This is a genomic window from Pseudomonas sp. ERMR1:02 (assembly GCF_002277815.1).
Classification (GTDB): Bacteria; Pseudomonadota; Gammaproteobacteria; order Pseudomonadales; family Pseudomonadaceae; genus Aquipseudomonas.
In genome coordinates, this window is the sequence record NZ_NKJI01000002.1 from 265,477 (window position 1) to 292,324 (window position 26,848).

Consider the following 26,848-nt stretch of genomic DNA (forward strand, 5'->3'; position numbering starts at 1 on the left):
AGCGGTGTTCTGGGGTTCATCGCGAGCAGAGCTCGCTCCTACAGGGTTGGTGTTAGCCATTAAGGTCCCGGAGTATAAACAGCCTTAAAGCTCCCACGCGACTTTCAAGCCTTCATAAATCGCTTCTTCAGCGGTTCGCGGGGCCAGGCAGTCACCGATACGGCGGTATTCCACCAACCCTTGCAACTCGGCACCCAGCGTATCCACCGGCTGATGCCCCTGGCACAGCACCAGCGTATCGATGTTTTCCAGCAGCATCGGTTCGCCACTGGCGGTGTGTTGCAGGTAGACGGTGTTGTCGTCGCAGCCGTACAGCCGTGCATAAGGGGTGATGGGAATACCAAGTTTGTGCAGTTCGCCGGCCAGTTGATCACGCACATACAGCGGCAGGTTTTCCCCGCAATGGGTGCCGTTGACCGCCAGTTGCACCTGATGCCCGGCACGGGTCAGGCGCTCGGCGATGCCGGGGCCGATCCAGTCGCAGCGCCAATCAACCACCACCACCGAACGGCCGATCTGCACCTCGTCGCGCAGCACCTGCCAGGCATCCACCACCTGCAATTCGCCGCCGCGCTCGAAGTGCGGCCAATACGGTTCGGCGCCGGTGGCCACGATCACCATGTCCGGTTTTTCCTGCTCCACCAACGCACGGTCGACTCGGGTGTTGCGCACCACGCGCACCCCGGCCAATTCCATTTCCCGTTGCAGATTGGTGCTGGCGCCGCCGAACTCGCTGCGCCGTGGCAGCAACTGCGCGAGTAGCACCTGGCCGCCGAGTTGCGAACTGGCTTCATACAGCGTCACCTCATGCCCGCGTTGGGCGGCAACGGCGGCGGCTTTCATGCCGGCAGGACCGCCGCCGGCAATCATGATGCGTTTGCGGGTTTTCGCCGCCTGTCGTTGCCCAAAAATCAGTTCACGGCCGGTTTCCGGATGCTGGATGCAGGAAATCGGCAGTCCTTTGTGGAAGTGCCCGATGCACGCCTGATTACAGGCAATGCACGCGCGCACGTCTTCGACATGGCCGGTGCCGGTCTTGTTGGGCATTTGCGGGTCGCAGATCAGCGCCCGGGTCATGCCGCAGACATCGGCCTGACCACGGGCGATCATCAGCTCGGCCTCCTGGGGCTGGTTGATACGCCCGGTGACGAACAATGGAATGTTCAGGCTGGCCTTGAACGTCCCTCCCTCCTTGGCCAGATACGCCGCTTCAATCGCCATCGGCGGCACGATATGCACCGCGCCACCCAGTGACGCCGAGGTCCCGGCAACGATGTGCACGTAATCCAGTCGCGCCTGCAGCGACTGCACGGCCGCCAGGGATTCGTCTTCGGTCAGGCCTTCAGGGTCACGCTCGTCGGCGGAAATGCGCAGGCCGATGATGAACTCTTCGTCGGTACTGGCACGCACGGCCGCAATGATTTCACGCAGGAAACGCAGGCGCTGTTCCAATTCACCGTTGTAACCATCGGTGCGGCGGTTGACACGCGGGTTGATGAATTGCGCCGGCAGATAGCCGTGGCTGGCCACCACTTCGACGCCGTCAATTCCTGCCTGATGCAGGCGCCGGGCGGCAGCGGCATAACCGGCGACAATCTCGTCGATCATCGCCTGATCCAGCGCGCGTGGCATCACCCGGAATCGCTCGTTGGGCACCGCCGAAGCGGAGTAGGCCACCGCCAGCAGGCCATCGCTGGACTCCATGATTTCCCGCCCCGGATGGAACACCTGGGACAGCACCACGGTGCCGTGGGCATGGCAGGTTTGCGCGATTTGCCGGTAGCCATCGATGCAGGCGTCGTCGGTGGCCATCAGCACATGGGAGGTGTACCGCGCGCTGTCATGCACGCCGGCCACTTGCAGCACGATCAACCCGGCACCGCCTTCGGCACGCGCCCTGTGATAGGCGATCAGTTGCTCGTTCACCATGTTGTCGGTGGGCATTGAAGTGTCGTGACCGCTGGACATGATACGGTTTTTCAGGCGCTTGCCACGGATCTGCAAGGGTTCGAACAGGTGCGCAAAGGCAGGTGTCGGCGTCGACATGGTGCGGATACTCCAGGCAGGCTGACCTGTAGGAGCGAGCTTGTTCGCGATGGACGTTAACGATAACGCGTGTTGTCTGGATAAACGCGTCGCCCTCAGGTCCATCGCGAGCAAGCTCGCTCCTACAGAGGTAGCAGGTTTTCGGCGTAGTTATTATTGCGCTATAGAAATTTACCGGCAGTAAAAAATCAACTTGTTTTTTTACTATCGCTTGCAGTAGTTTTGTTTCGAGCCCGCTCCTGGGGCCGCACCATAAACAAAAAGCCTCACTAACAATAAAAAAGGGCCAGACGGGCGTGCACCCCCGATGGCACCTGCACGAGGAACCATTGATGAAATCGAATACGCTCAAGCACGGTTTTTATCCCTTGGCATTGTCCCTGGCCATGGGCCTGGGCAGCGCTCAGGCCGCATCGGACATGGTGGTGGTCGGTTACGGCGGCGCCGGCCAAAAAGCCCAGGACGTGGCGTTTTTCCAGCCTTTCAGCGTGGTGGATCAAAGCAAAGTGATCCAGAGCGAGTACAACGGCGAGATGGCCAGGATCAAAGTCATGGTCGACACCGGCAACGTCGACTGGGACGTGGTGCAGATCGAAGGCCCGGACCTGATGCGCGGTTGCGAAGAGGGCATGTATGAGCGGCTGGACTGGAAACGCGTCGGCCACGCCGATCAGCTGATCCCCGAGGCGGCGCAGGAGTGCGGTTCGGCGGCCCTGGTGTGGAGCGTGGCGATCGCCTACGACACCGAAAAACTGGCCCAGGCCCCGACCTCATGGGCAGATTTCTGGGACGTACAGAAAACCCCCGGCAAACGCGGACTGCGCAAACGCGCGGTGTACAACCTGGAATTCGCGTTGCTGGCTGACGGGGTGAAAGTCGAGGACGTGTACAAGGTGCTCAACACGCCCAAAGGCGTAGACCGGGCGTTTGCCAAACTCGATCAAATCAAGCCGTACATCCAGTGGTGGGAGGCTGGCGCGCAACCGCCGCAATGGCTGACTGCCGGCGACGTGGTGATGACCTCGACCTATAGCGGACGTATCGCTTCGGCGGCGCAAAACGGCAGTCATCTGGGGCTGGTATGGCCCGGCAGCCTGTATGGCATGGATTACTGGGCGATCATCAAGGGCTCCAAACATGTCGATCAGGCCCAGCGCTTTATCGCCTTCGCCAATCAGCCGGATGCCCAGGTCAACTACGTGAAGCAGATTCCTTACGGCCCCACTAACACCGAGGCCGCCGCACGACTGGACGACAAACTGGCGCAATGGGTGCCGACCGCGCCGCAGAACCTCAAGGGCGCGCTGTCGATGGACGTGGGTTTCTGGGTTGATCATGGCGAAGAGCTGGAAGAGCGCTTCAACGCCTGGGCCAGTAAATAATAATCGAACGCGGCTGGACGTCTGCGCACGTCCAGCCGTACTGTCTGCCAGCCGATCCACCTAGAGAACTACAACAATGAATGAGATCGTCACCCACCTGACTGTGCGTAGCGCTACTGAGCAGCGCCTGCGTGAAGAACTGGCGGCCTGTTATCGCCTGATTGCGCATTTCCGCATGAGCGATTTGATCTTCACCCACATCTCGGTGCGTTTGCCGGGGCCTGAGCATCACTTTTTGATCAACCCCTACGGGCTGATGTTCGATGAGATCACGGCGTCCAATCTGGTGAAGATTGATCTGGATGGCCGGGCCGTTGAACCGTCGCCTTATCCGGTCAATCCTGCCGGTTTTGTGATTCACAGCGCGATTCACGGGGCCCGTGAAGATGCGCAATGCGTGCTGCATACCCATACCAAATCCGGATGCGCGGTGGCCGCGTTGAAGTGCGGGTTGTTGCCGGTCAATCAGATTTCCATGGAGTTCTACGGGCGCGTTGCTTATCACGACTACGAAGGCGTGGCGCTGGACATGAGCGAGCAGCAGCGACTGGTGCAGGATCTGGGGATAAACCGGTGTTGATGCTACGCAACCATGGTTTGCTGACTGTAGGCGAAACCGTGAGCCAGGCGTTTTTTCGCATGTATTACCTGGAGAAAGCCTGCGAAATCCAGCTGGCGGCGCAGGCTGCCGGGGAGTTGGTATTGCCGCCAGCCGAGGTCTGCGAACACACCGAGCGTCAGTTCAATGATCCTGGCCGACCACTGGATGACGGCGAGCTGAGCGATCCGGATGCGATGCAGTTGGCATGGGCTGCGATGTTTAGATTGCTGGATCGGGTGGCGCCGGGGTATCGGGATTGATCGGGACCCTGTGTTGAATGGGCTGACGCCTTCGCTGTAGGAGCGAGGCTTGCCCGCGAAAGCGGTGTGATAGGTAACAGCGATGTTGAAGCTGCCGGCCTCTTCGCGAGCAAGCTTCGCTCCTACAGGAGCTGGGGTGTACGCAACATTCGCTCTTGCTGTACAGTCGTTCAGCTCGCAGGCTTTACGCGAGCCTCAATGATTGAATCAGGAGCATGTCGCCCATGAATCAGGAAGCCCGTTTTTCCCGCATGGAACCGGAGTTGCGCAAGGCCAATCTGATCGAAGCGACGCTGGTGTGCCTCAAGCGTCATGGCTTTCAGGGCGCTTCGATCCGCAAGATTTCCGCCGAGGCGGGTGTGTCTGTAGGCCTGATCAGCCATCACTATTCCGGCAAGGACGAGCTGGTGGCCGAGGCCTACATGGCGATCACCGGACGGGTCATGACCCTATTGCGCGACGCCATGGAACAGGCGGCACCCAATGCCGCGAGCGGTTGTCGGCGTTTTTCCGTGGTTCGTTCTCCGCCGAATTGCTCGATCCGCAACTGATCGACGCCTGGCTGGCGTTCTGGGGCGCGGTGAAAACCGCCGAGGCGATCAACCAGGCTCACGATCATTCCTATGGCGAGTACCGCGGCATCTTGCGCAAGGTGCTGATGGAACTGGCGCAGGAAGAGGGCTGGGAAAACTTCGACGCCGATCTCGCAGCGATCAGCCTCAGTGCCTTGCTCGATGGCCTGTGGCTGGAGTTGGGTCTGAACCCTGGCACCTTCACCCCGGAGCAGGGCATCCAGATTTGCGAGGCCTGGGTCGACGGTTTGCAGGCCGGCGGTCGCCAGCGCTTTTGCGTAACGACAGGCTGCGTAAAGACAAGCTGCGTGCAGACGAGCAGCTGTTGATCGTCCGTTCAGCAGTGGCTACTCTCTGGCACTAATGCAACAAAACACTCTAATAAGAAATACGCCTTCGGGCCTGTGCAGGACACCCAGCAATGACTCCTCGGGTACTGATCGTCGATGACGATCCGCTGATTCGCGATCTGTTGCATGCCTATCTTTCCCAGGAAGGCTACGACGTTCATTGCGCCGCCACGGCGGAACTGGCCGAAACCTTCCTGGCCAGCCAGACAGTGGACCTGGTCATGCTCGATATCCGCTTGCCCGGCAAGGACGGCCTGACCCTGACCCGCGAACTGCGGGTGCGCTCGGAAGTCGGGATCATCCTGATCACCGGGCGCAACGACGAAATCGACCGCATCGTCGGCCTCGAATGCGGCGCCGATGACTATGTCATCAAACCCCTCAATCCACGGGAACTGGTGTCCCGGGCGAAAAACCTGATTCGCCGGGTTCGGCATGCGCAATCTCCGCCGCCCGTTGTGCCTGTCTCCAAACCGGTCAAACAATTTGCCGATTGGGCGCTGGACACCGATCGCCGGCGCCTGATCGATCCGGCTGGCAGCGAAACCCTGCTGACCCATGGCGAATATCAGTTGCTCAGCGTGTTCCTGCGCAACAGCGGCCACACCCTGAGCCGGGATCAGTTGATGGACCAGATCCGCAACCGCGAATGGGTGCCCAACGACCGATCCATCGATGTGCTGGTGGGCCGCTTGCGCCGCAAGTTGCATGACGACCCCGCCGAACCGCAGCTGATCATCACCATTCACGGCGCCGGCTACCTGTTCACGGCCAGCCTGGCAGCGTGAACGTTGTGAGGCGACTGCTCTGGCTGATGCTCGCGCTGGTGACCGGCCATGCGCTGTCGGCCGAAAAAGTGCGTTATTGCGATTACCCGGTGTACCCGCCGATTTCCTGGAGTGACGGCAAACAGGTCCGTGGCTTGGCGCCTAGCGTGGTGAAAAAGTTGTTTGGTGAATTGGGCTACGAAGTCGAGGTCGTGGTGCTGGGCAACTGGAAGCGCTGCCTGCTTGATGCCGCCGAAGGCCGGGTCGACGTGGTGCTGGCCTACAGCACCGCGCAGCGCGAACAAAGCATGCTGTTTTCCACGGTGCCGGTGCTGCGTGAAGAGGTCGCTTTGTTCATCAATCGCCAACACCCGGTGAAGTTCGAACAGGTGCAGGATCTGGCCAACTACCGTGGCGGTTTGCTGTTCGGTGAAAGCTACGGCGTGGAGTTCGATCGCATGGTTGCGCAAAACAACAACATCGAATGGGTCGCAGGCAGTCGCCAGAATTTCGGCAAGCTCATTCGCGGGCGCATCGACTTCATCACCCAGGAACGTCGTACCGGTCAGCTGTACGTGGAAAACCTGCCCGGCGCGCAAGACATCGTCGCCTTGCCCAAGGCCCTGAGCGTGGATTATTTGCGCTTGGCGGTTTCGCGTCGTTCGCCGCTGGCCAAACGCATGCCGCAGATCGACGCGCAATTGCAACGCATGGTCGATGCCGGCGATATCGAGCGCCTGCTCAATGAAAGCGAAGTCACCTATCGCGACATGATCAACCTGCCGGCCGACGCACAATGATTCGCGCACGCCCCGGTGGACTGTTGCGGCGCCTGCTGCTGTTCATTCTGTTATTCAGTCTGTGCTTCACCGTGCTGGCCAGCAGCGTGCAGCTGTATATCGAGTACCGCCGGGAAATGCGTGAGATCGACTCGCGCATGGAGCTGATCCGTGCCGGCTATCTGGCGAGCCTGGAGCGCAGCCTTTGGGATCTGAACCAGGAACAGTTGAACGTGCAATTGCGCGGTCTGGTGGATTTTTCCGACGTGGCGCGAGTGCACCTGACCAGTCCGGACTATGACTTGCTGCAAGGCAATCGCGACCCGGTCGGACCGCTGCGCATCGAGCGTTTTGCCCTGGACTACCAACCACCATCCGGCCCTTTGCGCCAGCTCGGTGAACTGGAGGTCAGCACCGATCTGGGTGCGGTGTATCAGCGTCTGTACGCCTCCGGGTTGACCAACCTGCTGTGGATGGGCGCGTTTCTTTGCGGTTTGGCGGTGGCGCTTTCTGGTCTGTTTTATCGATTGGTCACCCGCCACCTGCAAGTCATGGCCGAATTCGCCCGGCGCATTGCCGCCGGCCAATGGCACGAGCCGCTGCGTCTGGACAAGCGGCGCAGCGCGCAGGAAGACGAAATCGACACCGTGGCCCACGCTCTGGATGACATGCGTCGGGCGATCCTCAGTGACATCGACCGCCGGGAAACCGATCGCCTGGCCTTGCAGGACAATCGCGATGAATTGCTGCGCAGGGTCGAGCGGCGCACAGCGAGCCTGATGCGCGCCAAGGACGAAGCCGAAGCGGCCAACCAGGCCAAGTCACGGTTTCTGGCGACCATGAGTCACGAATTGCGCACGCCGCTCAACGGCATTCTCGGCATGGCCGAATTGCTGCGCGGTGCCAGCCTGGATCAGCAGGACAGCAAACGTCTGGATGCCTTGCACAAGGCCGGTGAGGGCTTGCTGAGCATCCTCAATGAAGTGCTGTATTTCGCCAAACTGGAGGAGGGCGCGAGCCTGCCCGAGCCGGTGAACTTCTCGATTCGCCAATTGCTGGATGAAGTACTGACCCTGCTGGAACCCAAGGCGCTGAACAACGACACGCTCCTGCATTGCCGGGTCGATCAGCGCGTGGCCGAACATCATCATGGCGCCGAGCAATTCTTGCGGCAGGTGCTTAGCAACCTTCTGGCCAATGCGATCAAGTTCACCGAAGGCGGCGAAGTCAGCGTAGAGGTGGCGTTACTCACTGAGCCTGAAGGGCAGTGCGGGCAGCATCTGCGGGTGAGTGTCACCGACAACGGCATCGGTATTGCCCCGGCGATGCAGGCGAAGATTTTCGAGCGTTTCACCCAGGCCAGCGAAGAAGTGGCGCAACGTTTGGCGGCACCGGGTTGGGCTGGCGATCTGCAAACATCTGGTGGAGCACATGGGTGGCTGCATTGGCGTCAGCAGCGAAGTCGGGCGCGGCAGTTGTTTCTGGTTCGAACTGACCTTGCAGCCGGCCAGCGATGTCATCGACGTAGCGCCGGTTCCAGGGGCGGGCCCGGCGCTGGACATTCTGGTGGTCGAGGACGTGGCGCTCAACCGCGAAGTGGCCGAGGGCCTGCTGCAACGGGACGGGCATCAGGTTTGGCTGGCCATCGATGCTGAACAGGCGTTGGTGCAGTGCGCAGCGCGGACTTTCGATCTGATTTTGCTGGATGTGCATCTACCGGGGATGAGCGGCGTCGAGTTGTGCAAACAGATCCGCAACACCGACGGACCGAATCGCCAGACCCGCATTTTCGCCCTGACCGCCAGCGTACAACCGGCACTGGTCCGCGGTTATCTGGACGCCGGTATGGATGGCATTCTGGCCAAACCGCTGAAGCTGGAAAGCCTGCGGCAAGTGCTGGCGGGACGGGCAACGGTGAAGGAACCCTTGGTGGATGGCGGGACGATGGACTGGCCGTTGCTGCAAACCCATCGCACCTTGCTGGGTGAGCAAAAGGTCCAGGGCCTGCTGGCGGTGTTGCGCCACTCGATCCTTCAGCACCGTGAAGCACTGGACGAAGCGATCGAGGCTGACGATTGCACGGAGGTTGCGCAACTGGCGCACCGCCTGGCCGGCAGTAGCGATTCACTGGGGTTTCGTGGATTGGCGTCGGTATTGCAAAGGCTGGAAACAGCGGCGCTGGACACCGACGAACCGGCGATCCGTGAACTGGCGCCGAGCGTTCAAGCGCAAATACAACGGGCGCTGCAAATCCTGGAAGATCTGTTGCAGCGCTGATGTACAAGGCTGACGAACAAATTTGTTACGACTTTGTACAACTTCGATCTTTACGTTCAACGCGAACTTACATGGCTTTCCAATAATCGACGCAACCGCCACAGCGCGGTCTTCGAAGCTTATTGGAGATAATAATAATGAATTGCCGTAAAGCTGATCCTTCCCCGCGCCATGACAGCCTGTCGTGCGCCGCTCCCCTCACTGACTACTGAGGGGACGACATGAACGAAAACACTGATCGCAAAGGCATCCAACTGACCCGTGCCCTGAAAAGCCGGCACATTTTCATGCTGTCCTGGGTGGCGTGATCGGCACCGGGCTGTTCATGGGCTCCGGTGTGACCATCAACCAGGGCGGCCCGGTGGGGGCGATTCTGGCCTATCTGGTGGCCGGTTTCCTGATGTACCTGGTGATGGTCTGCCTGGGCGAACTGTCGGTGCAGATGCCGGTGTCCGGTTCGTTCCAGACCCACGCCACCAAATTCATCGGCCCGGCCACCGGGTTCATGATCGGCTGGGTGTACTGGATGAGCTGGGCCACTACCGTCGGCCTGGAATTCACCGCTGCAGGGATGCTGATGACCCGCTGGTTCCCGGCGATACCGATCTGGTACTGGTCGGCGCTGTTCGTGGTGGTGCTGTTCGGTATCAACGCCATGGCAACCCGCGCCTTTGGTGAGGCTGAGTACTGGTTCTCCGGGATCAAGGTCGCGGCAATTCTCGGTTTCATCGTCGTCGGTGTACTGGTGATCTTCGGCGCGATACCGCTGACCAGTGGCGCACCCGCGCCGATGATGAGCAATTTGATCGGCGATTCGCTGTTCCCAACGGCATGTCGGCGGTGTTCGCGGTGATGATGACCGTGGTCTACGCCTTCCAGGGCTGCGAGATCATGGGTGTGGCCGCCGGCGAAACCGACCAGCCGGAAAAAAGCATCCCGCGTGCGGTGCGCAACGTGGTCTTCCGCGTGCTGATCTTCTATGTGCTGGCGATTATCGTGCTCTCGGCCATCGTGCCGTGGCAGCAGGCAGGGCTGATGGAAAGTCCGTTCGTGCAGGTGTTCGACATGGTTGGCATTCCGTTTGCCGCTGATCTGATGAACTTTGTGATCCTCACGGCGATTCTGTCGGTGGGCAACTCCGGCCTGTACGCCTCGACCCGCATCCTCTGGGCAATGTCGAAAACCGGCATGGCGCCGAAAAGCCTGTCGGTGTTGAGCAACCGTGGCGTGCCATTGCGTGCCTTGAGCATCACCTTGTGCTTTGCCCTGGTGTCGCTGCTGACCAGTTTCGTTGCGGCGGACACGCTGTTCATGGTGCTGATGGCGGTGAGCGGCATGTCCGGCAGCGTGACCTGGATTGTCATCGCCCTGGCGCAATACAAATTCCGCAAAGCCTACCTGCGCGATGGCGGCAAACTCAGCGACCTGAAATACCGCGCCCCGTGGTTTCCGGTGCTGCCGCTGATGTGCATCACCCTGTGCTGCTCGTTGTTCGTATTCCTGGCACTGGATGAAACCCAGCGGCCGTCGCTGTATTGGGGCTTTGGTTTTATTGCCCTGTGCTATGGCGCGTACTTCCTGTTCCATCGCAAGCGTGAGGCGGTGTTGGCGCCGAGCCTGCCGAGCGCGTAATTCCCTATAAAAGCGCAAACCCTGTGGGAGCGGGCTTGCTCGCGAAGAGGACCTGTCAGTCAACCCTGTTGGTGACTGACACTCCGCTTTCGCGAGCAAGCCCGCTCCCACAGTTGTTTTCGCCGTTCTGTAGGAGCGAGCCTGCTCGCGATGGAGGTTCGGGCGCCACGGGGATTCAGGCAGCCCGCGTTTTCGTTGACGACCATCGCGAGCGTGCTCGCTCCTACAGGGAGGGCAGTTGTTCGAAGTTGTAACAGAGTTATCTGGAAATAAACCCCGCGCAATTAAAAATCCTTTAAAACCAACAACATAACGACGATTTCACTCTGTTACAGCCTATTTCATCACCAATTGCCGCCTTACTGAACACTCGTTTAGTATGGCCTCAAGTCGCATCACCTCAGACCAATCACAATAATTCGAGGACTCGCATGACTACTCATGATTCTCTGCTCAGTCAGGTCGAAGCAGGCGTTGCCTGGATCACCCTCAATCGCACCGCTCAGCGCAATGCGCTGGACATTCCGACGCTGAAAAATCTGCACGCCTTGCTCGACACTTACAACGCCGATCCTGCGGTCCGTGTAGTGGTGCTGACCGGCAGCGGGCGTAGTTTCTGTGCCGGCGCCGACCTTGACGAATGGGCTGCCGCCGAAGCCCGTGGCGCGCTGGAGAGCTACGGCTGGACCGAAACCGCCCATGCCCTGATGACCCGCTTGTACAGCCTGGAAAAACCGACCATCGCCGCCATCAACGGCACCGCCGTCGGCGCGGGGATGGACCTGACCCTGTGCTGCGACCTGCGTATCGCCGGGCAATCGGCGCGGTTCAAGGCCGGCTACACCAGCATGGCCTACTCGCCGGACGCCGGCGCCAGTTGGCACTTGCCACGGCTGATCGGCGCCGAGCAGGCCAAGCGCCTGTTGTTCCTCGACGAATTGTGGGGCGCCGACCGTGCCCTCAACGCCGGTCTGGTCAGCGATGTCTGCGCCGACGATCAACTGCAAACCGTCGCCAGCGAACTCGCCACACGCCTGGCAGCCGGGCCGACCTTTGCCTTCGCCCAGACCAAAAACTCATGCGCGAAGGCGCCGACCGCAGCCTGCCTCAGCAACTGCAAGCGGAACTGGCCGCCGGCCTGTTGTGCGGCCGCAGCGAAGACGGCAGCGAAGCCCTGCGCGCCGCCATGGAAAAACGCCCGCCACGCTTCATCGGTCGATAAACCGAGCCGACCTGTAGGAGCTGGCTTGCCAGCGATCACCTTCAGCTTCGCCAATCATTATTTGTAAACGAACAACAGGTAGCACCATGAATTTCCAATTGACCCAAGAACAAGAAATGTTGGTGGACGCGGTACGCAGTTTCGTCACCAAGGAATTGCTGCCTTATGAAGATGAAGTCGATGCCGCCGACGAAGTGTCCCCGGAGCTGGCAGCGCAGATTCGCGGCAAGGCCATTGCCGCCGGTTTCTACGCCTTCAACATGCCGGAAGAGGTGGGCGGTGGCGGTCTGGATTACCTGTCCAGGCGCTGATCGAGCGTGAGCTGTCCAAGGTCTCCTGGGCACTGCACGTGTTCGTTGCGCGGCCATCGAAGATCCTCATGGCCTGCAAGGGCGAGCAGATCAACGACTACCTGTTGCCTTCCATCCAGGGCGAGAAAATCGACTGCTTCGCCCTGACCGAGCCGGGCGCCGGTTCCGATGCCAACGCAATCAAGACCCGCGCCGTGCGTGACGGTGACGACTTCGTCCTCAACGGCAGCAAGCACTTCATCAGCCACGCCGGCCACGCCGATTTCGCCATCGTCTTCGCCGTGACCGACACCTACGAACACAACGGCCGTCAACGCAACGCCGTGACCTCGTTCCTGGTCGACCGCAACACCCCGGGCATGACCATTCGCCGTGGGCCGAAGTGCGTGAGCAACCGTGGTTATCACACCTTCGAAATGTTCTTCGACGACTGCCGCGTGCCTGCCTCTAAGGTGCTGGGCGAAGTCGGCAAGGGCTGGGAAGTGGCTAACGCCTGGCTGACTGCCGGCCGGGTAATGGTCGCGGCCAACTGCGTCGGTCAGGCGCAACGGGCACTGGACGTGTCGCTGCAATGGGCGGCGGATCGCAAGCAATTCGGCCAGCCGATCGGTACCTATCAAGGCGTGTCGTTCAAGCTGGCGGACATGGCCACGCAAATCCGCGCCGCTGAACTGCTGACCCTGCACACCGCCTGGAAAATGGACCAGGGCACCATGACCGACGGCGAGGCCGGCATGGCCAAGCTGTTCGCCAGTGAAGTGCTGGGTCGCGCGGCCGATGAGGCGGTGCAGATTTTTGGCGGCATGGGCCTGATGAACGAAGGCCCGGTGGAGCGCATCTGGCGTAACGCGCGGATCGAACGGATCTGGGAAGGCACTTCGGAAATCCAGCGCCACATCATTTCCCGCGAACTGCTGCGGCCGTTGCTGCGCTGATCGCCCCGGAGAATTCCCATGTCGCAAACCATTCGTGACAACCTCAAACGCATGCTCGCGCCGCGCCACGTGGCGTTCGTCGGTGGCCGCAGCATGGCTCGTGCGCTCAAGCGCTGCGCCGATGGCGGCTACCCAGGGCAAATGTGGCTGGTCAATCCGCAGCACGACAGCCTCGAAGGCGTGCCCTGTGTGCGCAGCATTGCCGATTTGCCGTGCGGGCCGGACGCGGTGTTCATCGCGACCAACCGTGACTTGACCCTGACCTGTGTCGCCGAACTGGCCGCCATCGGTACCGGCGGCGCGATCTGCTACGCCTCGGGTTTTGCCGAAACCGGCGCCGAAGGCCAGGCCCTGCAACAGCAGTTGCTTGAAGCCGCTGGCGACATGGCGTTGCTCGGCCCCAACTGCTACGGCTTGCTCGACTACCTGCACAGTTCCGCGCTGTGGCCGGTGGCCCACGGCGGCAAAGCAGTGGAGAAGGGCGTGGCGGTGCTGACCCAGAGTGGCAACTTCGCCTACAACCTGTCCATGAGCGACCGCTCGCTGCCGGTAGCCTACATGGCCTCGGTCGGCAATCAGGCGCAATTGGGCGTGGCCGAACTGATGGACGTGTTGCTCGATGAGCCACGGGTCACCGCCATCGGCCTGCATCTGGAAGGCCTGAAAAACGTACCGGGTTTCGCCCGCGCCGCGCACAAGGCACTGGAGAAGGGCATTCCGATCATTGCGCTGAAAACCGGCGTGTCGCAGATCGGCGCCGAACTGGCCCTGAGTCACACCAGTTCGCTGTCCGGTTCCGATGCGCTGTACGACGCACTGTTTGCGCGCCTCGGGGTGATCCGCGTCAGTGGTCCGGTGAGTTTTGTCGAAACCCTGAAAGCCGCGGCCTGCGGCAACATGCCAGCGGGCGACAGCCTGATTGCGCTGGCCTGTTCCGGTGGCGACGCCGGGCTGATTGCCGACTATGCCGAACGCAATCAACTGAGCCTGCCGAAACTCGACGAAGGACAAGTCAGTGAGCTGGCCCAGGTGCTGCCGAGCTACGCCAACCTGGTCAACCCACTGGACTTCACCACGGCGATCTGGGGCGACGGCGAGGCGTTGAACCGCATGCTCGACAGTGCCCTGCGTACCGAAGCGGATGCGGCGATGCTGGTGCTCGACTACCCGGCGGAGTTCACCGGCGAGCGCAAGGAATGCGACCTGCTGCTGGACTTGTACTGCAAGGCGTTGGTGCGTCACGGCAAGACCGGCTTTGTCACCTCGGCCTTCCCTGAACTGTTGCCGGCCCATGCCCGCGAGCGTTTGCATGCGCAAGGCGTGGCGGCATTGCAGGGTGTCGAAGACGGTCTGGCCGCGTGGGGCCGTATCGCTGGCTACCAGCGCAATCGTCAGGCGTTGCTGGCCCTCGGCGAATCGGCACTGGTGCCGCTCTGCCCGCAGGCGCTGGAAGGCGAAGGGCAGTTGCTCAATGAATGGGATTCCAAGCAAGCCTTGCGTGTGTTTGGCCTGCCGACGCCCAACGGTGTGTTGAGTGCGCCGGACAAAGCGCTGAAGGACGCCGAAGCGTTGGGCTATCCGCTGGTACTCAAGGCCGTTAGCGCGCAGTTGCCACACAAGACTGAAGCCGGTGCCGTGGTACTGAATCTCAAGGACGCTGATGCGTTGAACGCTGCGCTGGAAAAGATGCACGCCAGCATCAAAGCGTACGCACCGGGCGTGCCTTTCGATCAGCTGTTGCTGGAGCCAATGGCCAAGCCGCCACTGGCCGAGCTGATCGTCGGCATCAAGCGCGAAAACGATTTTGGCCTGGCATTGGTGATTGGCGCCGGCGGGATTCTGGTGGAGTTGCTCAAGGACAGTCGCAGCCTGTTGCTGCCGACCACCGACGGCGCAATTCGCCAGGCCTTGCTCAGCCTGCGCAGTGCAGCGTTGTTGCAAGGCTTTCGTGGCCGTGAAGCAGCGGATCTGGATTCGCTGGTGGCAGCGATCCGCGCCGTCGCTGATTACGCCTGCGAGAACTCGGGGCAATTGCTCGAACTCGATGTGAACCCATTGTTGGTCGGTGCCGATGGCACGACTGCGGTCGATGCGTTGATTCGCATCGCTCATGCGTGAGGACCTGAACATGCAAAACAAAACCTTGACCGGTGGCCAGGCGCTGGTGCGTCTGCTGGCCAACTACGGCGTCGACACCGTGTTCGGCATTCCCGGCGTACACACCCTGGAGCTGTATCGCGGTTTGCCCGGCAGCGGCATTCGCCACGTGCTGACCCGCCATGAGCAGGGCGCCAGTTTCATGGCCGACGGCTATGCGCGAGTCAGCGGCAAACCCGGCGTGTGCTTCGTCATCACCGGCCCCGGCGTGACTAACGCCGCCACTGGCATCGGCCAGGCCTACGCCGATTCGATTCCGATGCTGGTGATCTCCAGCGTTAACCACACTGCCAGCCTCGGCAAGGGCTGGGGCATCCTGCACGAGTGCCAGGATCAGCGCGCGATGACCGCACCGATCACCGCGTTCTCGGCGGTGGCCCTGACCGCCGAAGACCTGCCGGAACTGATCGCCCGTGCCTATGCGGTGTTCGACAGCGAGCGTCCGCGCCCCGTGCACATTTCGGTGCCGCTGGACGTGCTATCGGCACCGATTGCCCGCGACTGGAGCAACGAGGTTGTGCGTCGTCCGGGTCGCGGCACGCCGGCCGCCACTGTGTTGGACGAAGCAGTGGCCAAGCTGCAAGGCGCGAAACGACCGATGATCATCGCCGGTGGCGGTGCATTGAATGCTGCATCGCAGTTGCAAGAACTCAGCACCCGCCTGGGCGCGCCGCTGTTTACCAGTGTCGCCGGCAAAGGCCTGCTACCACCGCAAGCGCCGCTCAATGCAGGTTCGACCCTGTGCGTCGAGCCGGGCTGGAACCTGATCGCCGAGGCGGACGTGGTACTGGCAGTCGGCACGGAAATGGCCGACACCGATTTCTGGCGCGAACGCCTGCCGCTCAATGCCGAACTGCTGCGGGTGGACCTCGATCCGCGCAAGTTCAACGACTTCTATCCGTGCGCCGTGGCGTTGCAAGGTGACGCGCAGCAAACGCTGGCAGCCTTGCTGGAGCGTCTGTCGCCGGATGTGCGTGATGCCGGCGTCGCCATTGCCAAAGTCGCAGCGCTACGCGAAGCGATACAGGCCGGTCACGGCCCGTTGCAGTCGATCCATCAGGCGATTCTGCAACGCATCGCCGCCGAACTGCCGGCCGACGCTTTCATCAGCACCGACATGACCCAGTTGGCCTACACCGGCAACTACGCCTTCAACTCACTGGCACCACGCAGCTGGTTGCACCCGACCGGCTACGGCACCTTGGGCTACGGCTTGCCCGCCGGAATCGGCGCCAAGTTCGGCGCGCCGCAACGTCCGGGCCTGGTGCTGGTGGGTGATGGCGGTTTCCTCTACACCGCGCAGGAACTGGCGACGGCGGTCGAGGAACTGGACAGCCCGCTGGTGGTGTTGCTGTGGAACAACGATGCCCTGGGGCAGATTCGCGACGACATGATCGGGTTGGACATCGAGCCGATCGGCGTGCTGCCGCGCAACCCGGACTTCGCAGCCCTTGCTCGCGCTTTCGGTTGCACTGTGAGCCAGCCGCAAAGCCTGGCCGAGTTGCAAACCGACCTGCGCCACGGCTTCAAGCGCAACGGCGTGACCCTGATCGAACTCAAGCATGCCTGTGCACACTGATTTTCACTTTTGTATTGAGGGGATAGGCCAATGCGCTTTTCCGATCTGACTCAACGTATCGCCGGTGACGGCGCTGCCGCCTGGGATATTCATTACCGCGCACTGGCCATGATGGAGCAGGGCAAAGACATCCTGCTGTTGTCGGTGGGCGATCCGGATTTCGACACGCCGCAGCCTATCGTGCAAGGCGCCATCGACAGTCTGTTGTCCGGCAACACTCACTACGCCGAGGTGCGCGGCAAGCGTGCCTTGCGTGAAGCCATCGCCAAACGCCACCGGCAACGCAGCGGTCAGCAGGTGACGGCGGACGAAGTGACGGTGCTGGCCGGCGCTCAGTGCGCGCTGTTCAGCGTGGCCCAGTGCGTACTCAATCCGGGTGATGAAGTGATCGTCGCCGAACCGATGTACGTCACCTACGAAGCGGTGTTCGGTGCCTGCGGCGCCGTGGTGGTGCCGGTGCCGGTGCGTTCGGAGAACGGTTTCCGCGTACTGCCGGAAGACGTCGCCGCGCGCATTACCCCGCGTACCCGCGCCCTGGCGCTGAACAGCCCGCACAACCCATCAGGGGCGAGTCTGCCGCGCAGCACCTGGAGTGCCTTGGCCGAACTGTGCATCGCCCATGACCTGTGGCTGATTTCCGATGAGGTTTACAGCGAGCTGCTGTTTGAAGGCGAACACGTCAGCCCGGCGAGTTTGCCGGGCATGGCCGAACGCACCGCGACCCTGAACAGCCTGTCGAAATCCCACGCCATGACCGGTTGGCGCGTCGGCTGGGTGGTGGCGCCGCCCTCGTTGGCCGCGCACCTGGAAAACCTCGCGCTGTGCATGCTCTACGGCTCGCCGGATTTCATTCAGGACGCTGCCGTTGTGGCATTGGAAAGCAATTTGCCGGAACTGGACGCCATGCGCGAAGCCTATCGCCAACGCCGCGATCTGGTCTGCGAAAGCCTCGCCGATTGCCCCGGCGTGCGTGCCTTGAAACCCGATGGCGGGATGTTCGTGATGGTCGATATCCGCGAAACCGGACTCAGCGCCCAGGCGTTTGCTGATCGCTTGCTCGATCGCCATGGCGTCTCGGTGCTGGCCGGTGAAGCCTTCGGTCCGAGCGCGGCCGGACATATCCGCCTCGGGCTGGTGGTGGGGGCCGACCCGTTGCGTGATGCCTGCCAGCGCATTGCCCGTTGCGCCGAGGAACTGATGGAGGCTCAAGTACATGCTTAATCACAAGTCACTATTTATTGATGGCCGCTGGCAAACCCCGTCAGACCAGGGCATCGCCGAGGTGATCAACCCGGCGACCGAGGAAGTCGCCGGCAGCGTACCGCTGGGCGATGAACGCGATGTCGACAACGCCGTAGCGGCAGCACGCAAGGCCTTTGGCCCGTGGTCGCGCACGCCGTCCAGCATTCGCGCCGGTTATATCAAAGCGCTGGCCGAACAACTGCGCGCCCGCGCCGATGAAATGGCGGCGGTGATCACCACTGAACTGGGCATGCCGGTGCAGTGGAGTCGTTCGGTACAGGTCGACGGGCCGATCGCAGGCCTTGAGCAGTACGTCGAACTCGCCGGTTTGATGGATGAAGTGCGCGAAGTGGGCAACTCGCTGGTGATCCGCGAGGCGGTGGGCGTCTGTGCGTTCATCAATCCGTGGAATTACCCACTGCACCAGTTGATCGGAAAGCTCGCTCCGGCACTGGCCGCTGGATGCACGGTGGTGGTCAAACCGAGTCAGGAAACCCCACTGCACGCGTTTTTGCTGGCACAGATGATCGAAGATATCGGCCTACCGGCCGGGGTGTTCAACCTGATCAGCGGGCCGGGTTCGAAGGTCGGCGAAGCGCTGGCCAAGCATCCGGACGTGGACATGGTGTCGTTCACCGGTTCCACCGGCGCTGGCGTGCGTGTCGCTCAGGCAGCGGCGCCGTCGGTGAAACGCGTGTGCCTGGAATTGGGTGGCAAGTCGGCGTTGCTGATTGCTGCAGACGCCGATCTGGATGCCGCCGTGCGCTACGGCGTGCAGGACGTGATGATCAACTCCGGGCAAACCTGCACCGCGCTGACACGCATGCTGCTGCCTGCCAGCCGTTATGCCGAAGCGGTTGAAATTGCGCTGCAGGAAACCCTGAGCCTACGCATGGGCGATCCGCTTGACCCACAAAGCTTCCTCGGCCCGATGTGTTCCGCCGGGCAACGTCGCACCGTGCTCGATTACATCAAGGTCGGCCAGGAAGAGGGCGCACGCCTGCTGTGCGGCGGCGATTCGACGGCGGACTTCGAGCGTGGCTACTACGTCAGCCCGACGCTGTTTGCCGATGTCGACAACAGCATGCGCATCGCTCAGGAAGAAATCTTCGGCCCGGTGTTGTGCCTGATCCCTTATGCCGACGAGACGCAGGCCATCCAGATCGCCAACGACTCGCCGTTCGGCCTGTCCAGCGGCGTGTGGGCCGGCAGCACCGAGCGGGCCTTGCAACTGGGCCGGCAACTGCGCGCGGGCCAGTGTTTTCTCAATGGTGCGGCGTTCAACTATCAGGCGCCGTTCGGTGGCTACAAACAATCGGGTAATGGACGTGAGTGGGGGGAAGAGGGCTCAACGAGTTCGTCGAAGTGAAGGCGATTCAGGTTTGACCGTTGGCCATTTGAACGATTTACGCACCGGGCCATGGCCCGGTGCCTTGCGTGGTTTTGAGCGGGTATTTCATTAGCTTTTATCAGGGGCAATGCAATGAGCGATAACAACAACAAGATTACTCAAGCGAACCATGAATTCAGTCTCCCGCGTAGAGACTTCCTTAAGTACAGCGCGGCGGCAGCTGCGGTGGGCGGGGCGCTCTCCATGGGCCTGCCGTTTGGCGCCTTCGCTGCACAAGCCACGCCCAAGCCCGGTGGCGTCCTGCGTCTGGGCCTGGCGGGGGGCAGCACCACCGACTCCAAAGACCCAGGCTCCTGGGTCGATACCTTCACCTTTGTCGGCTTCTCGGCGGTCTATAACACCCTGACCGAAATTGCCGTCGACGGCTCGGCGATTCCCGAACTGGCCGAAAGCTGGACCTCGACCCCGGACGCGCGCATCTGGACCTTCAAACTGCGCCAGGGCGTGACCTTCCACAACGGCAAGACCCTGACCGCCGATGACGTGGTCGCCTCGATTCAGCATCACCTCGGCGAAAAATCCACCTCGGCAGCCAAGACGGTGTTGGGCGATGTGGCCAAGGTCAGCGCCAATGGCACCGACAGCGTGGTGTTCGAACTGCATTCGGGCAACGCCGATTTCGCTTACGTGGCCGCCGATTATCACCTGGTGATCATGCCGGGCAAGGACGGGGTGGCGGATTGGCAGGCCGGCGTCGGCACCGGCGGCTACCGTCTCAAGGACTTCGAGCCGGGGGTGCGCATGACGCTGGAACGCAGCCCGGATTACTGGAAGCCGGGCCGTGCGCACTTCGCCAGCGCCGAGTTGATTGCAATCGCCGATGGCGCCGCGCGAATCAACGCGCTGGTCACCGGGCAAGTGGACGTGATCAACAAGGTCGACCTGAAAACCGTGGCCCTGCTCAAGCGCAATCCGAATCTGGTCATCGAAGAAACCAAAGGCGCCCAGCACTACACCTTCCCAATGCTCACCGACAGCCAAGTGTTCCTGAACAATGACGTGCGCCTGGCCATGAAGTACGCGATCAACCGCGAAACCCTGCTGGCGTCGGTGCTGTACGGCTATGGCCTGGTGGGCAACGATCACCCGATCCAGCCCGGCAGCCGCTTCATCAACTCTGCCCTGGAGCAGCGCACCTACGATCCGGACAAGGCGCGCTTTCACCTCAAACAGGCCGGCCTGGACTCGCTCAAGGTGCGCCTGCAAGCCTCCGACGCGGCGTACACCGGTGCGGTCGACGCCTCGGTGCTGTTCAAGGAGCAGGCCAAGGCGGCCGGGATCGACATCGACGTGGTGCGCGAACCGGCCGACGGTTTCTTCACCAACGTGTGGATGAAACAGCCGTTCACCACCTCGTTCTGGTACAGCAGCCTGACCGCCGACCGCATGTTCAGCATCGGTTACGCCAAGGGCGCGGCGTGGAACGAAACCCACTGGGACAACCCGCGCTTCAACCAACTGCTCAACGCCGCCCGCGGCGAGATGAACGATCCGCTGCGCCGCGAGATGTACAACGAAATGCAGGCGCTGTGCCGGGATGAGGGCGGGGCGATCGTGCCGTTGTTCGCCAGCTCCGTGGCGGCGCGTTCCAATCGCGTCGCGCACGGCGGCCAGACCGCGCCATATGGCGAGCTGGACGGGCTGCGCGTGATCGAACGCTGGTGGCAGGCGTAAGCATTCGTCAACGATGAAGAACCACTGTAGGAGCGAGCATGCTCGCGAAAAACGCCAAGGCAATGCGGGCATTCAGACAACCCGCGTCATCGTTGGCGCCCATCGCGAGCAGGCTCGCTCCTACAGTTGGAAACTGTGGTCTTCGTAAGGAATTGCGCGGTGAATAGTATTTTTAAGTTGCTACTTCAGCGTTTGGCATTGGGGCTGTTATCGCTGTTTGCGGTGTCAGTGATCATTTTTCTCGCGGTCGGCATGCTCCCGGGCGATATCGCCCAGGCCATGCTCGGCCAGTCCGCTACCCCGGAAACCGTGGCGGCGTTTCGTACGCAACTGGGTTTGGATATGCCGCCGCTTACGCGTTTCGGACACTGGATCTGGCACCTGTTGCAAGGTGACCTCGGCGTGTCGCTGGCCAACCAGCGGCCCATCGCCGAACTGGTCGGCGCACGTCTAGGCAACACCTTCAGCCTGGCGCTGCTCGCGGCGTTGGTGTCGGTGCCGCTTGCACTACTGCTGGGGATGCTCGCTGCGTTGTATCGCAACAGCTGGTTCGATCGCTTGCTCAATACCTCGGCCCTGAGCGCGGTGTCGTTTCCCGAGTTTTTCGTCGCCTACATCCTGATCCTGGTGTTCGCGGTGAAACTCAATTGGTTCCCGAGCCTTTCTAACCTGTCGTCAAACGCTTCGTTTGGCGAGGTACTGGAGCGTTCGGTGCTGCCGGTGGCGACCCTGAGCCTGGTGGTGATCGCGCAGATGATGCGCATGACCCGCGCCTCGCTGATCAACCTGCTGGCCAGCCCGTATATCGAAATGGCCCGGCTCAAGGGCATCAGCCAGTCACGGATCATCTTCCGCCATGCCCTGCCCAACGCGCTGGCGCCGATCGTCAACGTGGTGGCATTGAACCTGGCGTACCTGGTGGTCGGCGTGGTGGTGGTCGAAGTGGTGTTTGTCTATCCGGGCCTCGGCCAGTTACTGGTGGACTCGGTGGCCAAGCGCGATATCCCGGTGGTGCAGGCCTGCAGCCTGATCTTCGCCGCGACCTACATCCTGCTCAATACCAGCGCCGATGTGCTGTCGATTGCCAGCAATCCACGCCTGATGCATCCGAAGGGGTAAGCCATGAGCCTTTTAAACAAACATTGCGAGCGCCGCTGAGCGCCAAATTCGGGCTGCTGGTGATCGTGCTGTACATCCTGGTGGCATTGTTTGCGCCGGTATTGGCGCCGTTCGGCGAAACCCAGGTAGTGGGCGAGGGCTTCGCGCCCTGGGGCGGGCAGTTCCTGTTGGGCACCGATAACCTGGGCCGCGACATGTTCAGTCGTCTGGTCTATGGCGCGCGCAATACCTTGGGCATTGCGTTCCTGACCACAGTGCTGGCGTTCCTGCTCGGTGGCCTCGGCGGCTTGATCGCGGCGATCAAGGGTGGTTGGGTCGATCAGGGGTTGTCACGGGTGGTGGACATCCTGATGGCGATTCCGCAACTGATCTTCGCCTTGCTGATTCTCAGCGTGGTCGGCACCACCGCGACGTCCCTGGTGCTGGTGATCGCGCTGCTGGATGCGACCCGGGTGTTCCGCCTTTCAAGAGCGGTGGCGATGAACGTGGTGGTGCAGGACTTCGTCGAAGCCGCGCGCCTGCGCGGTGAAGGCCTGTGGTGGCTGGTGACCCGCGAAGTGCTGCCCAACGCAGCAGCACCGTTGATTGCCGAATTCGGCCTGCGTTTCTGCTTTGTGTTCCTGTTCATCAGTGCGCTGTCGTTCCTCGGCCTGGGCATTCAACCGCCCACCGCCGACTGGGGCAGCATGGTGCGCGACAACGCCGTACTGATCACTTTTGGCGACGTCAGCCCGTTGCTGCCCGCATTGGCCGTGGCGTTGATCACGGTCAGCGTCAATTTTGTCGTCGACTGGATGCTGCACAAATCCAGCGGCCTGAAGGAATGCTGAACATGACGACTTCCAAACCTTTGCTGGAAATCCGCGATCTGCACATTGAAGGCCATTACGAAGACGCCTGGCATCCGCTGATCAAGGGTATCGACCTGACGCTGCAACGGGGCGAAGTGCTGGGGCTGATCGGTGAATCAGGGGCGGGCAAGTCAACCCTTGGGCTGTCGGCCATGGGCTACACCCGCGATGGCTGCCGGATCACTGGCGGTTCGGTGCACTTCGACGGTATCGACCTGCTCAAGGCCAAGCCCGAAGCCCTGCGCAAGTTGCGTGGCTTGCGCATTGCCTACGTCGCGCAAAGTGCGGCGGCCTCGTTCAACCCGGCCCATCGGTTGATCGACCAGCACGTAGAAACCGCGGTGAAAAACGGCGGCATGAGCCGGGCCCAGGCCATGAGCGAGGCGGTGGAGCTATACCGGGTGCTGCGCCTGCCCAACCCCGAGCAGATCGGCCAGCGTTATCCGCATCAAGTCTCCGGCGGCCAGTTACAGCGAGTCATGACCGCGATGGCCATGGCTTGCCATCCGGACCTGATTGTCTTCGACGAACCGACCACCGCGCTGGACGTCACCACCCAGATCGAAGTGCTGGCGGCGATTCGCGATGCCGTGAAAACCTACGGCAGCGCGGCGATCTACATCAGCCACGACCTGGCGGTGGTGGCGCAGATGGCCGACCGGATCATGGTGCTGCGTCACGGCAAACTGGTCGAAGAGGCCGAGACCCGCAAGATGCTTGGTGACCCGCAAGAGGAGTACACCAAGTCGTTGTGGGCGGTGCGCAGTTTCCGTACCGAACCCAAGGCCTGCCCGCAGCAAGAAAATCCGCTGCTGGAACTGCGCGCCTGTTCCGCAAGCTACGGTCATCAACCGGTGCTGCACGACGTTTCATTGAAACTGCACAAGGGCCAGACACTGGCGGTGATCGGCGAGTCCGGCAGCGGCAAAAGCTCCACCGCACGCTTGATCACGGGTCTGCTGGCACCGACTGCCGGGCAGGTGCTGTATGACGGCGAGCCATTGCCGGCGGACTTCCGCCAGCGCAGCAAGGAGCAATTGCGACGCGTCCAGATGATCTACCAGATCCCGGATACGGCGCTCAATCCACGCCAGCGCATCGTCGACATCATCGGCCGGCCACTGACCTTCTATCTGGGCCTCAAGGGCAAAGCCATGCGTGCGCGGGTGGCCGAGTTGCTGGAAATGATCGAACTGGACCCGGCGACTTTCATGGAGCGTCAGCCCCGTGAACTGTCCGGCGGGCAGAAACAGCGGATCTGCATCGCCCGGGCGCTGGCGGCCGATCCGCAACTGATCATCTGCGACGAAGTCACCTCGGCCCTCGATCAACTGGTGGCTGAAGGCGTGCTCAAATTGCTCAACCGCATTCAGCAACAACTGGGCGTCGCCTATCTGTTCATCACCCACGACGTCGCCACCGTGCGGGCGATTGCCGATGAGGTGCTGGTGATGCAACGGGGCAGGGTGGTGGACCACGGTTCGCGTAGTGCAATATTTACTCCGCCACATCAGGACTACACCGGCCTGCTGTTTTCCTCCGAACCGCAAATGGACCCGGACTGGCTCGATCGCTTGCTGGCCAGCCGCGCAAACAAAAATTCATCCAATACGCTGGAAAAAGTCTAAGGAATCACCATGAAAGTACTGATCGTCCACGCTCATCCCGAGCCACAATCCTTCACCGCGGCCCTGCGTGACCAGGCTGTCGCTACCCTTCAAGCGCAGGGCCATGAAGTGCAGGTCAGCGACCTGTACAAGATGAACTGGAATCCGGTGGCCAGCGCCGACGACTTCTCGTCGCGGGAAAATCCCGAGTATCTGGTGTATGCGCTTGAGCAACGCCTGGGCGTGAAAAGCCAGTCGCTGGCGGCGGATATCCAGAGTGAACTGGACAAACTGCTGTGGGCCGACCTGCTGATCCTCAACTTCCCGATCTTCTGGTTCTCCACCCCGGCCATGCTCAAGGGCTGGATCGACCGGGTGCTGGTGTCGGGTATCTGCTACGGCGGCAAGCGCTTCTACGATCAGGGCGGCCTGAGTGGCAAGAAGGCGCTGGTGACCGTGACTCTGGGCGGGCGTGAGCACATGTTCGGTGACGACGCGATCCACGGTCCATTGCAGGAGATGCTGCGGCCGATCCTGCGCGGCACCCTGGCGTACGTCGGGTTTGATGTGCTGGAGCCTTTCGTTGCCTGGCATGTGCCGTACATCAGCGACGAGGCGCGGCAGCAATTCCTGGTTGATTACACCCAGCGCCTGCAACACCTGAGCGACGAGCAACCGCTGGTGTTTCCCAAGCTGTCGCAGTTCGATGAACAGCTCTATCCACTACAGAAACCGGCGACCGCCAATGCCTGATTAACACCACAACCCTCTGTAGGAGCGAGGCTTGCCCGCGAAGACGGCATATCAGGCAAAAATCATGTTGACTGACTCACCGCTTTCGCGGGCAAGCCTCGCTCCTACAGGGGATCAATGCCCTACCCAAAGTGGGAGCACAGCCCCATCCAATCCGAGATTGTTCTGAATACGCAAACACTGAAGTCGCCGAGAATGGAATTGTTGGCGTAGTGGCTGGCTTGTAGCCTCCATTACGCCGAACACCACGATCCGCCAACGATCGGGTGGAGCCCGGACCAGGGCTCATCAAGACAGACATACCTTGCTTTCGGCCTAATGCCCCTTCCGGGGTTTGGTGCCTAATAAAAATAAGGAAGGCAGGTATGAGTATTCGTGCATGGGGCTGTGCAGCAGTCCTGTTCGCTCCCGTTCTGGGGGCCGGCGTTTTGTTTCCCTCGATGGCTCAGGCGTCGGGCATTCCCTATGCCAGCAACCGGCCCCAAAGCTTCCAGTTCAGTTCGGACTTCACCGAGCCCTATAACTCGGTCGGTCAGGAGTTCGAATATAACGACGACCGCAAACGCTTCGACGATCATGGCAACAAGGTCACCGGCAGTGGAACCGAAACCTACGTTGGCCTGACGTCGCTGCTGCATTACTGGAAGATGGACGGGCTGCCTAATACCGGCTTCATCGCCAGTGTCACCCTCCCGGAGATCGCTGTTCGCGGTAACGGCACGCGGGTCAGCGGGCTCGGCGATCCTTTGGTCGGCGGCCTGGTCTGGTACAACCCGACCCCGCTACGCACCATCGGTGCGCAGGCCTATGTGCAGCTGCCCACCGGCGCAGACTCGGTCAGCAGCGACACCTACGCCTTGTGGCCTTCGCTGTTCTACAACGAATGGCTGGGCAAGGTGAACATCGATCTGTTGGTCGGCGCGATCATTCGCGGCGATGGCCCACACCACACCAAACCGGGTGACACGGGCCACGCCAACTTGCGCGTGGGCTACAACATCGTCGATCGCCCGACCTACCAGATCACGCCCTTCGTCAGCGCTGACTACCAGAAAACCTTCAGCTCCGATGATCGCAACAACAATTCCATCGAGTTCTCTGACTCCAACGAAACTGCGCTCGGTGCCGGCGTGCTGTTCCAGCTCAAGCCCGGCGTGCAGCAGCTGTTCGCCCAGAAAACGTGGGATCAGGTGTCCATCCACTATTCCAAAGGCGTGGAAGGGCGCAACACCACCGTCACGGACGGCCTGTTTGTGCAGTTCTGGCATTACTGGTGAGTCATCGACGCCTGCCTGTGTCCTGTGATTTGCCTTTGTGGCCG

The 26,848-nt window shown here is 61.4% G+C and carries 13 protein-coding genes and 7 pseudogenes; 19 read left to right on the forward strand and 1 reads right to left on the reverse strand.

Going from position 1 to position 26,848, the window contains the following annotated elements; genetic code table 11:
- Positions 1 to 84: 84 nt before the first annotated feature.
- Positions 85 to 2,046: an FAD-dependent oxidoreductase gene (locus CES87_RS04850; RefSeq protein WP_128605188.1), complete on the reverse strand. Its 1,962-nt coding sequence runs from the start codon at positions 2,044 to 2,046 to the stop codon at positions 85 to 87.
- 332 nt (positions 2,047 to 2,378) lie between these two features.
- Here CES87_RS04850 and CES87_RS04855 point away from each other — a divergent pair, with 332 nt between their 5' ends.
- The 19 genes and pseudogenes from CES87_RS04855 (at position 2,379) to CES87_RS04950 (ending at position 26,804) form a co-directional block, all read left to right on the forward strand.
- A complete protein-coding gene (locus tag CES87_RS04855; RefSeq protein ID WP_128605189.1) occupies positions 2,379 to 3,428 on the forward strand; it encodes an ABC transporter substrate-binding protein in 1,050 nt (349 codons plus the stop codon).
- A 76-nt stretch (positions 3,429 to 3,504) separates the two neighbouring features.
- Positions 3,505 to 4,289, forward strand: a pseudogene (locus CES87_RS04860) (class II aldolase/adducin family protein).
- Between the two features lie 224 nt (positions 4,290 to 4,513).
- Positions 4,514 to 5,190 (forward strand): annotated as a pseudogene (locus CES87_RS04870) (TetR family transcriptional regulator C-terminal domain-containing protein).
- Positions 5,191 to 5,282: 92 nt separating this feature from the next.
- Positions 5,283 to 5,999 (forward strand): response regulator, encoded by a 717-nt coding sequence (locus tag CES87_RS04875; RefSeq protein WP_128605190.1) that lies wholly within the window; start codon positions 5,283 to 5,285, stop codon positions 5,997 to 5,999.
- 26 nt (positions 6,000 to 6,025) lie between these two features.
- Positions 6,026 to 6,778: a substrate-binding periplasmic protein gene (locus CES87_RS04880; protein ID WP_371858180.1), complete on the forward strand. Its 753-nt coding sequence runs from the start codon at positions 6,026 to 6,028 to the stop codon at positions 6,776 to 6,778.
- A pseudogene (locus CES87_RS04885) lies at positions 6,775 to 9,034 on the forward strand (ATP-binding protein). The gene CES87_RS04880 and the pseudogene CES87_RS04885 overlap by 4 nt, the downstream one beginning before the upstream one ends.
- A 221-nt stretch (positions 9,035 to 9,255) precedes the next feature.
- Positions 9,256 to 10,666 (forward strand): annotated as a pseudogene (locus CES87_RS04890) (amino acid permease).
- A 431-nt stretch (positions 10,667 to 11,097) separates the two neighbouring features.
- Positions 11,098 to 11,888: pseudogene (locus tag CES87_RS04895) on the forward strand (enoyl-CoA hydratase/isomerase family protein).
- Positions 11,889 to 11,974: 86 nt separating this feature from the next.
- A pseudogene (locus CES87_RS04900) lies at positions 11,975 to 13,134 on the forward strand (acyl-CoA dehydrogenase family protein).
- 18 nt (positions 13,135 to 13,152) lie between these two features.
- Positions 13,153 to 15,252: an acetate--CoA ligase family protein gene (locus CES87_RS04905; RefSeq protein ID WP_128605192.1), complete on the forward strand. Its 2,100-nt coding sequence runs from the start codon at positions 13,153 to 13,155 to the stop codon at positions 15,250 to 15,252.
- 10 nt (positions 15,253 to 15,262) lie between these two features.
- The gene (locus tag CES87_RS04910) at positions 15,263 to 16,870 is read left to right on the forward strand and encodes a 5-guanidino-2-oxopentanoate decarboxylase (RefSeq protein ID WP_128605193.1); all 1,608 of its coding nucleotides are present in this window, start codon (positions 15,263 to 15,265) and stop codon (positions 16,868 to 16,870) included.
- A gap of 30 nt (positions 16,871 to 16,900) precedes the next feature.
- On the forward strand, positions 16,901 to 18,091 hold the full coding sequence (locus CES87_RS04915; RefSeq protein ID WP_128605194.1) for a pyridoxal phosphate-dependent aminotransferase: 1,191 nt from the start codon (positions 16,901 to 16,903) through the stop codon (positions 18,089 to 18,091).
- Positions 18,084 to 19,498: pseudogene (locus tag CES87_RS04920) on the forward strand (aldehyde dehydrogenase family protein). Before CES87_RS04915 ends, CES87_RS04920 begins: the two are co-directional and overlap by 8 nt.
- Before the next feature lie 97 nt (positions 19,499 to 19,595).
- Positions 19,596 to 21,197 (forward strand): ABC transporter substrate-binding protein, encoded by a 1,602-nt coding sequence (locus CES87_RS04925; RefSeq protein WP_128605195.1) that lies wholly within the window; start codon positions 19,596 to 19,598, stop codon positions 21,195 to 21,197.
- Between the two features lie 159 nt (positions 21,198 to 21,356).
- A complete protein-coding gene (locus CES87_RS04930; protein WP_128605196.1) occupies positions 21,357 to 22,316 on the forward strand; it encodes an ABC transporter permease in 960 nt (319 codons plus the stop codon).
- A 23-nt stretch (positions 22,317 to 22,339) separates the two neighbouring features.
- A complete protein-coding gene (locus CES87_RS04935; protein ID WP_128605197.1) occupies positions 22,340 to 23,146 on the forward strand; it encodes an ABC transporter permease in 807 nt (268 codons plus the stop codon).
- Between the two features lie 2 nt (positions 23,147 to 23,148).
- A complete protein-coding gene (locus CES87_RS04940; protein WP_128605198.1) occupies positions 23,149 to 24,795 on the forward strand; it encodes an ABC transporter ATP-binding protein in 1,647 nt (548 codons plus the stop codon).
- Positions 24,796 to 24,804: 9 nt separating this feature from the next.
- On the forward strand, positions 24,805 to 25,527 hold the full coding sequence (locus CES87_RS04945) for an NAD(P)H-dependent oxidoreductase (protein ID WP_128605199.1): 723 nt from the start codon (positions 24,805 to 24,807) through the stop codon (positions 25,525 to 25,527).
- 365 nt (positions 25,528 to 25,892) lie between these two features.
- Positions 25,893 to 26,804 carry a transporter gene (locus CES87_RS04950; RefSeq protein ID WP_128605200.1) on the forward strand — a complete coding sequence of 304 codons (912 nt, stop codon included), beginning with the start codon at positions 25,893 to 25,895 and terminating at the stop codon, positions 26,802 to 26,804.
- Positions 26,805 to 26,848: the final 44 nt, after the last annotated feature.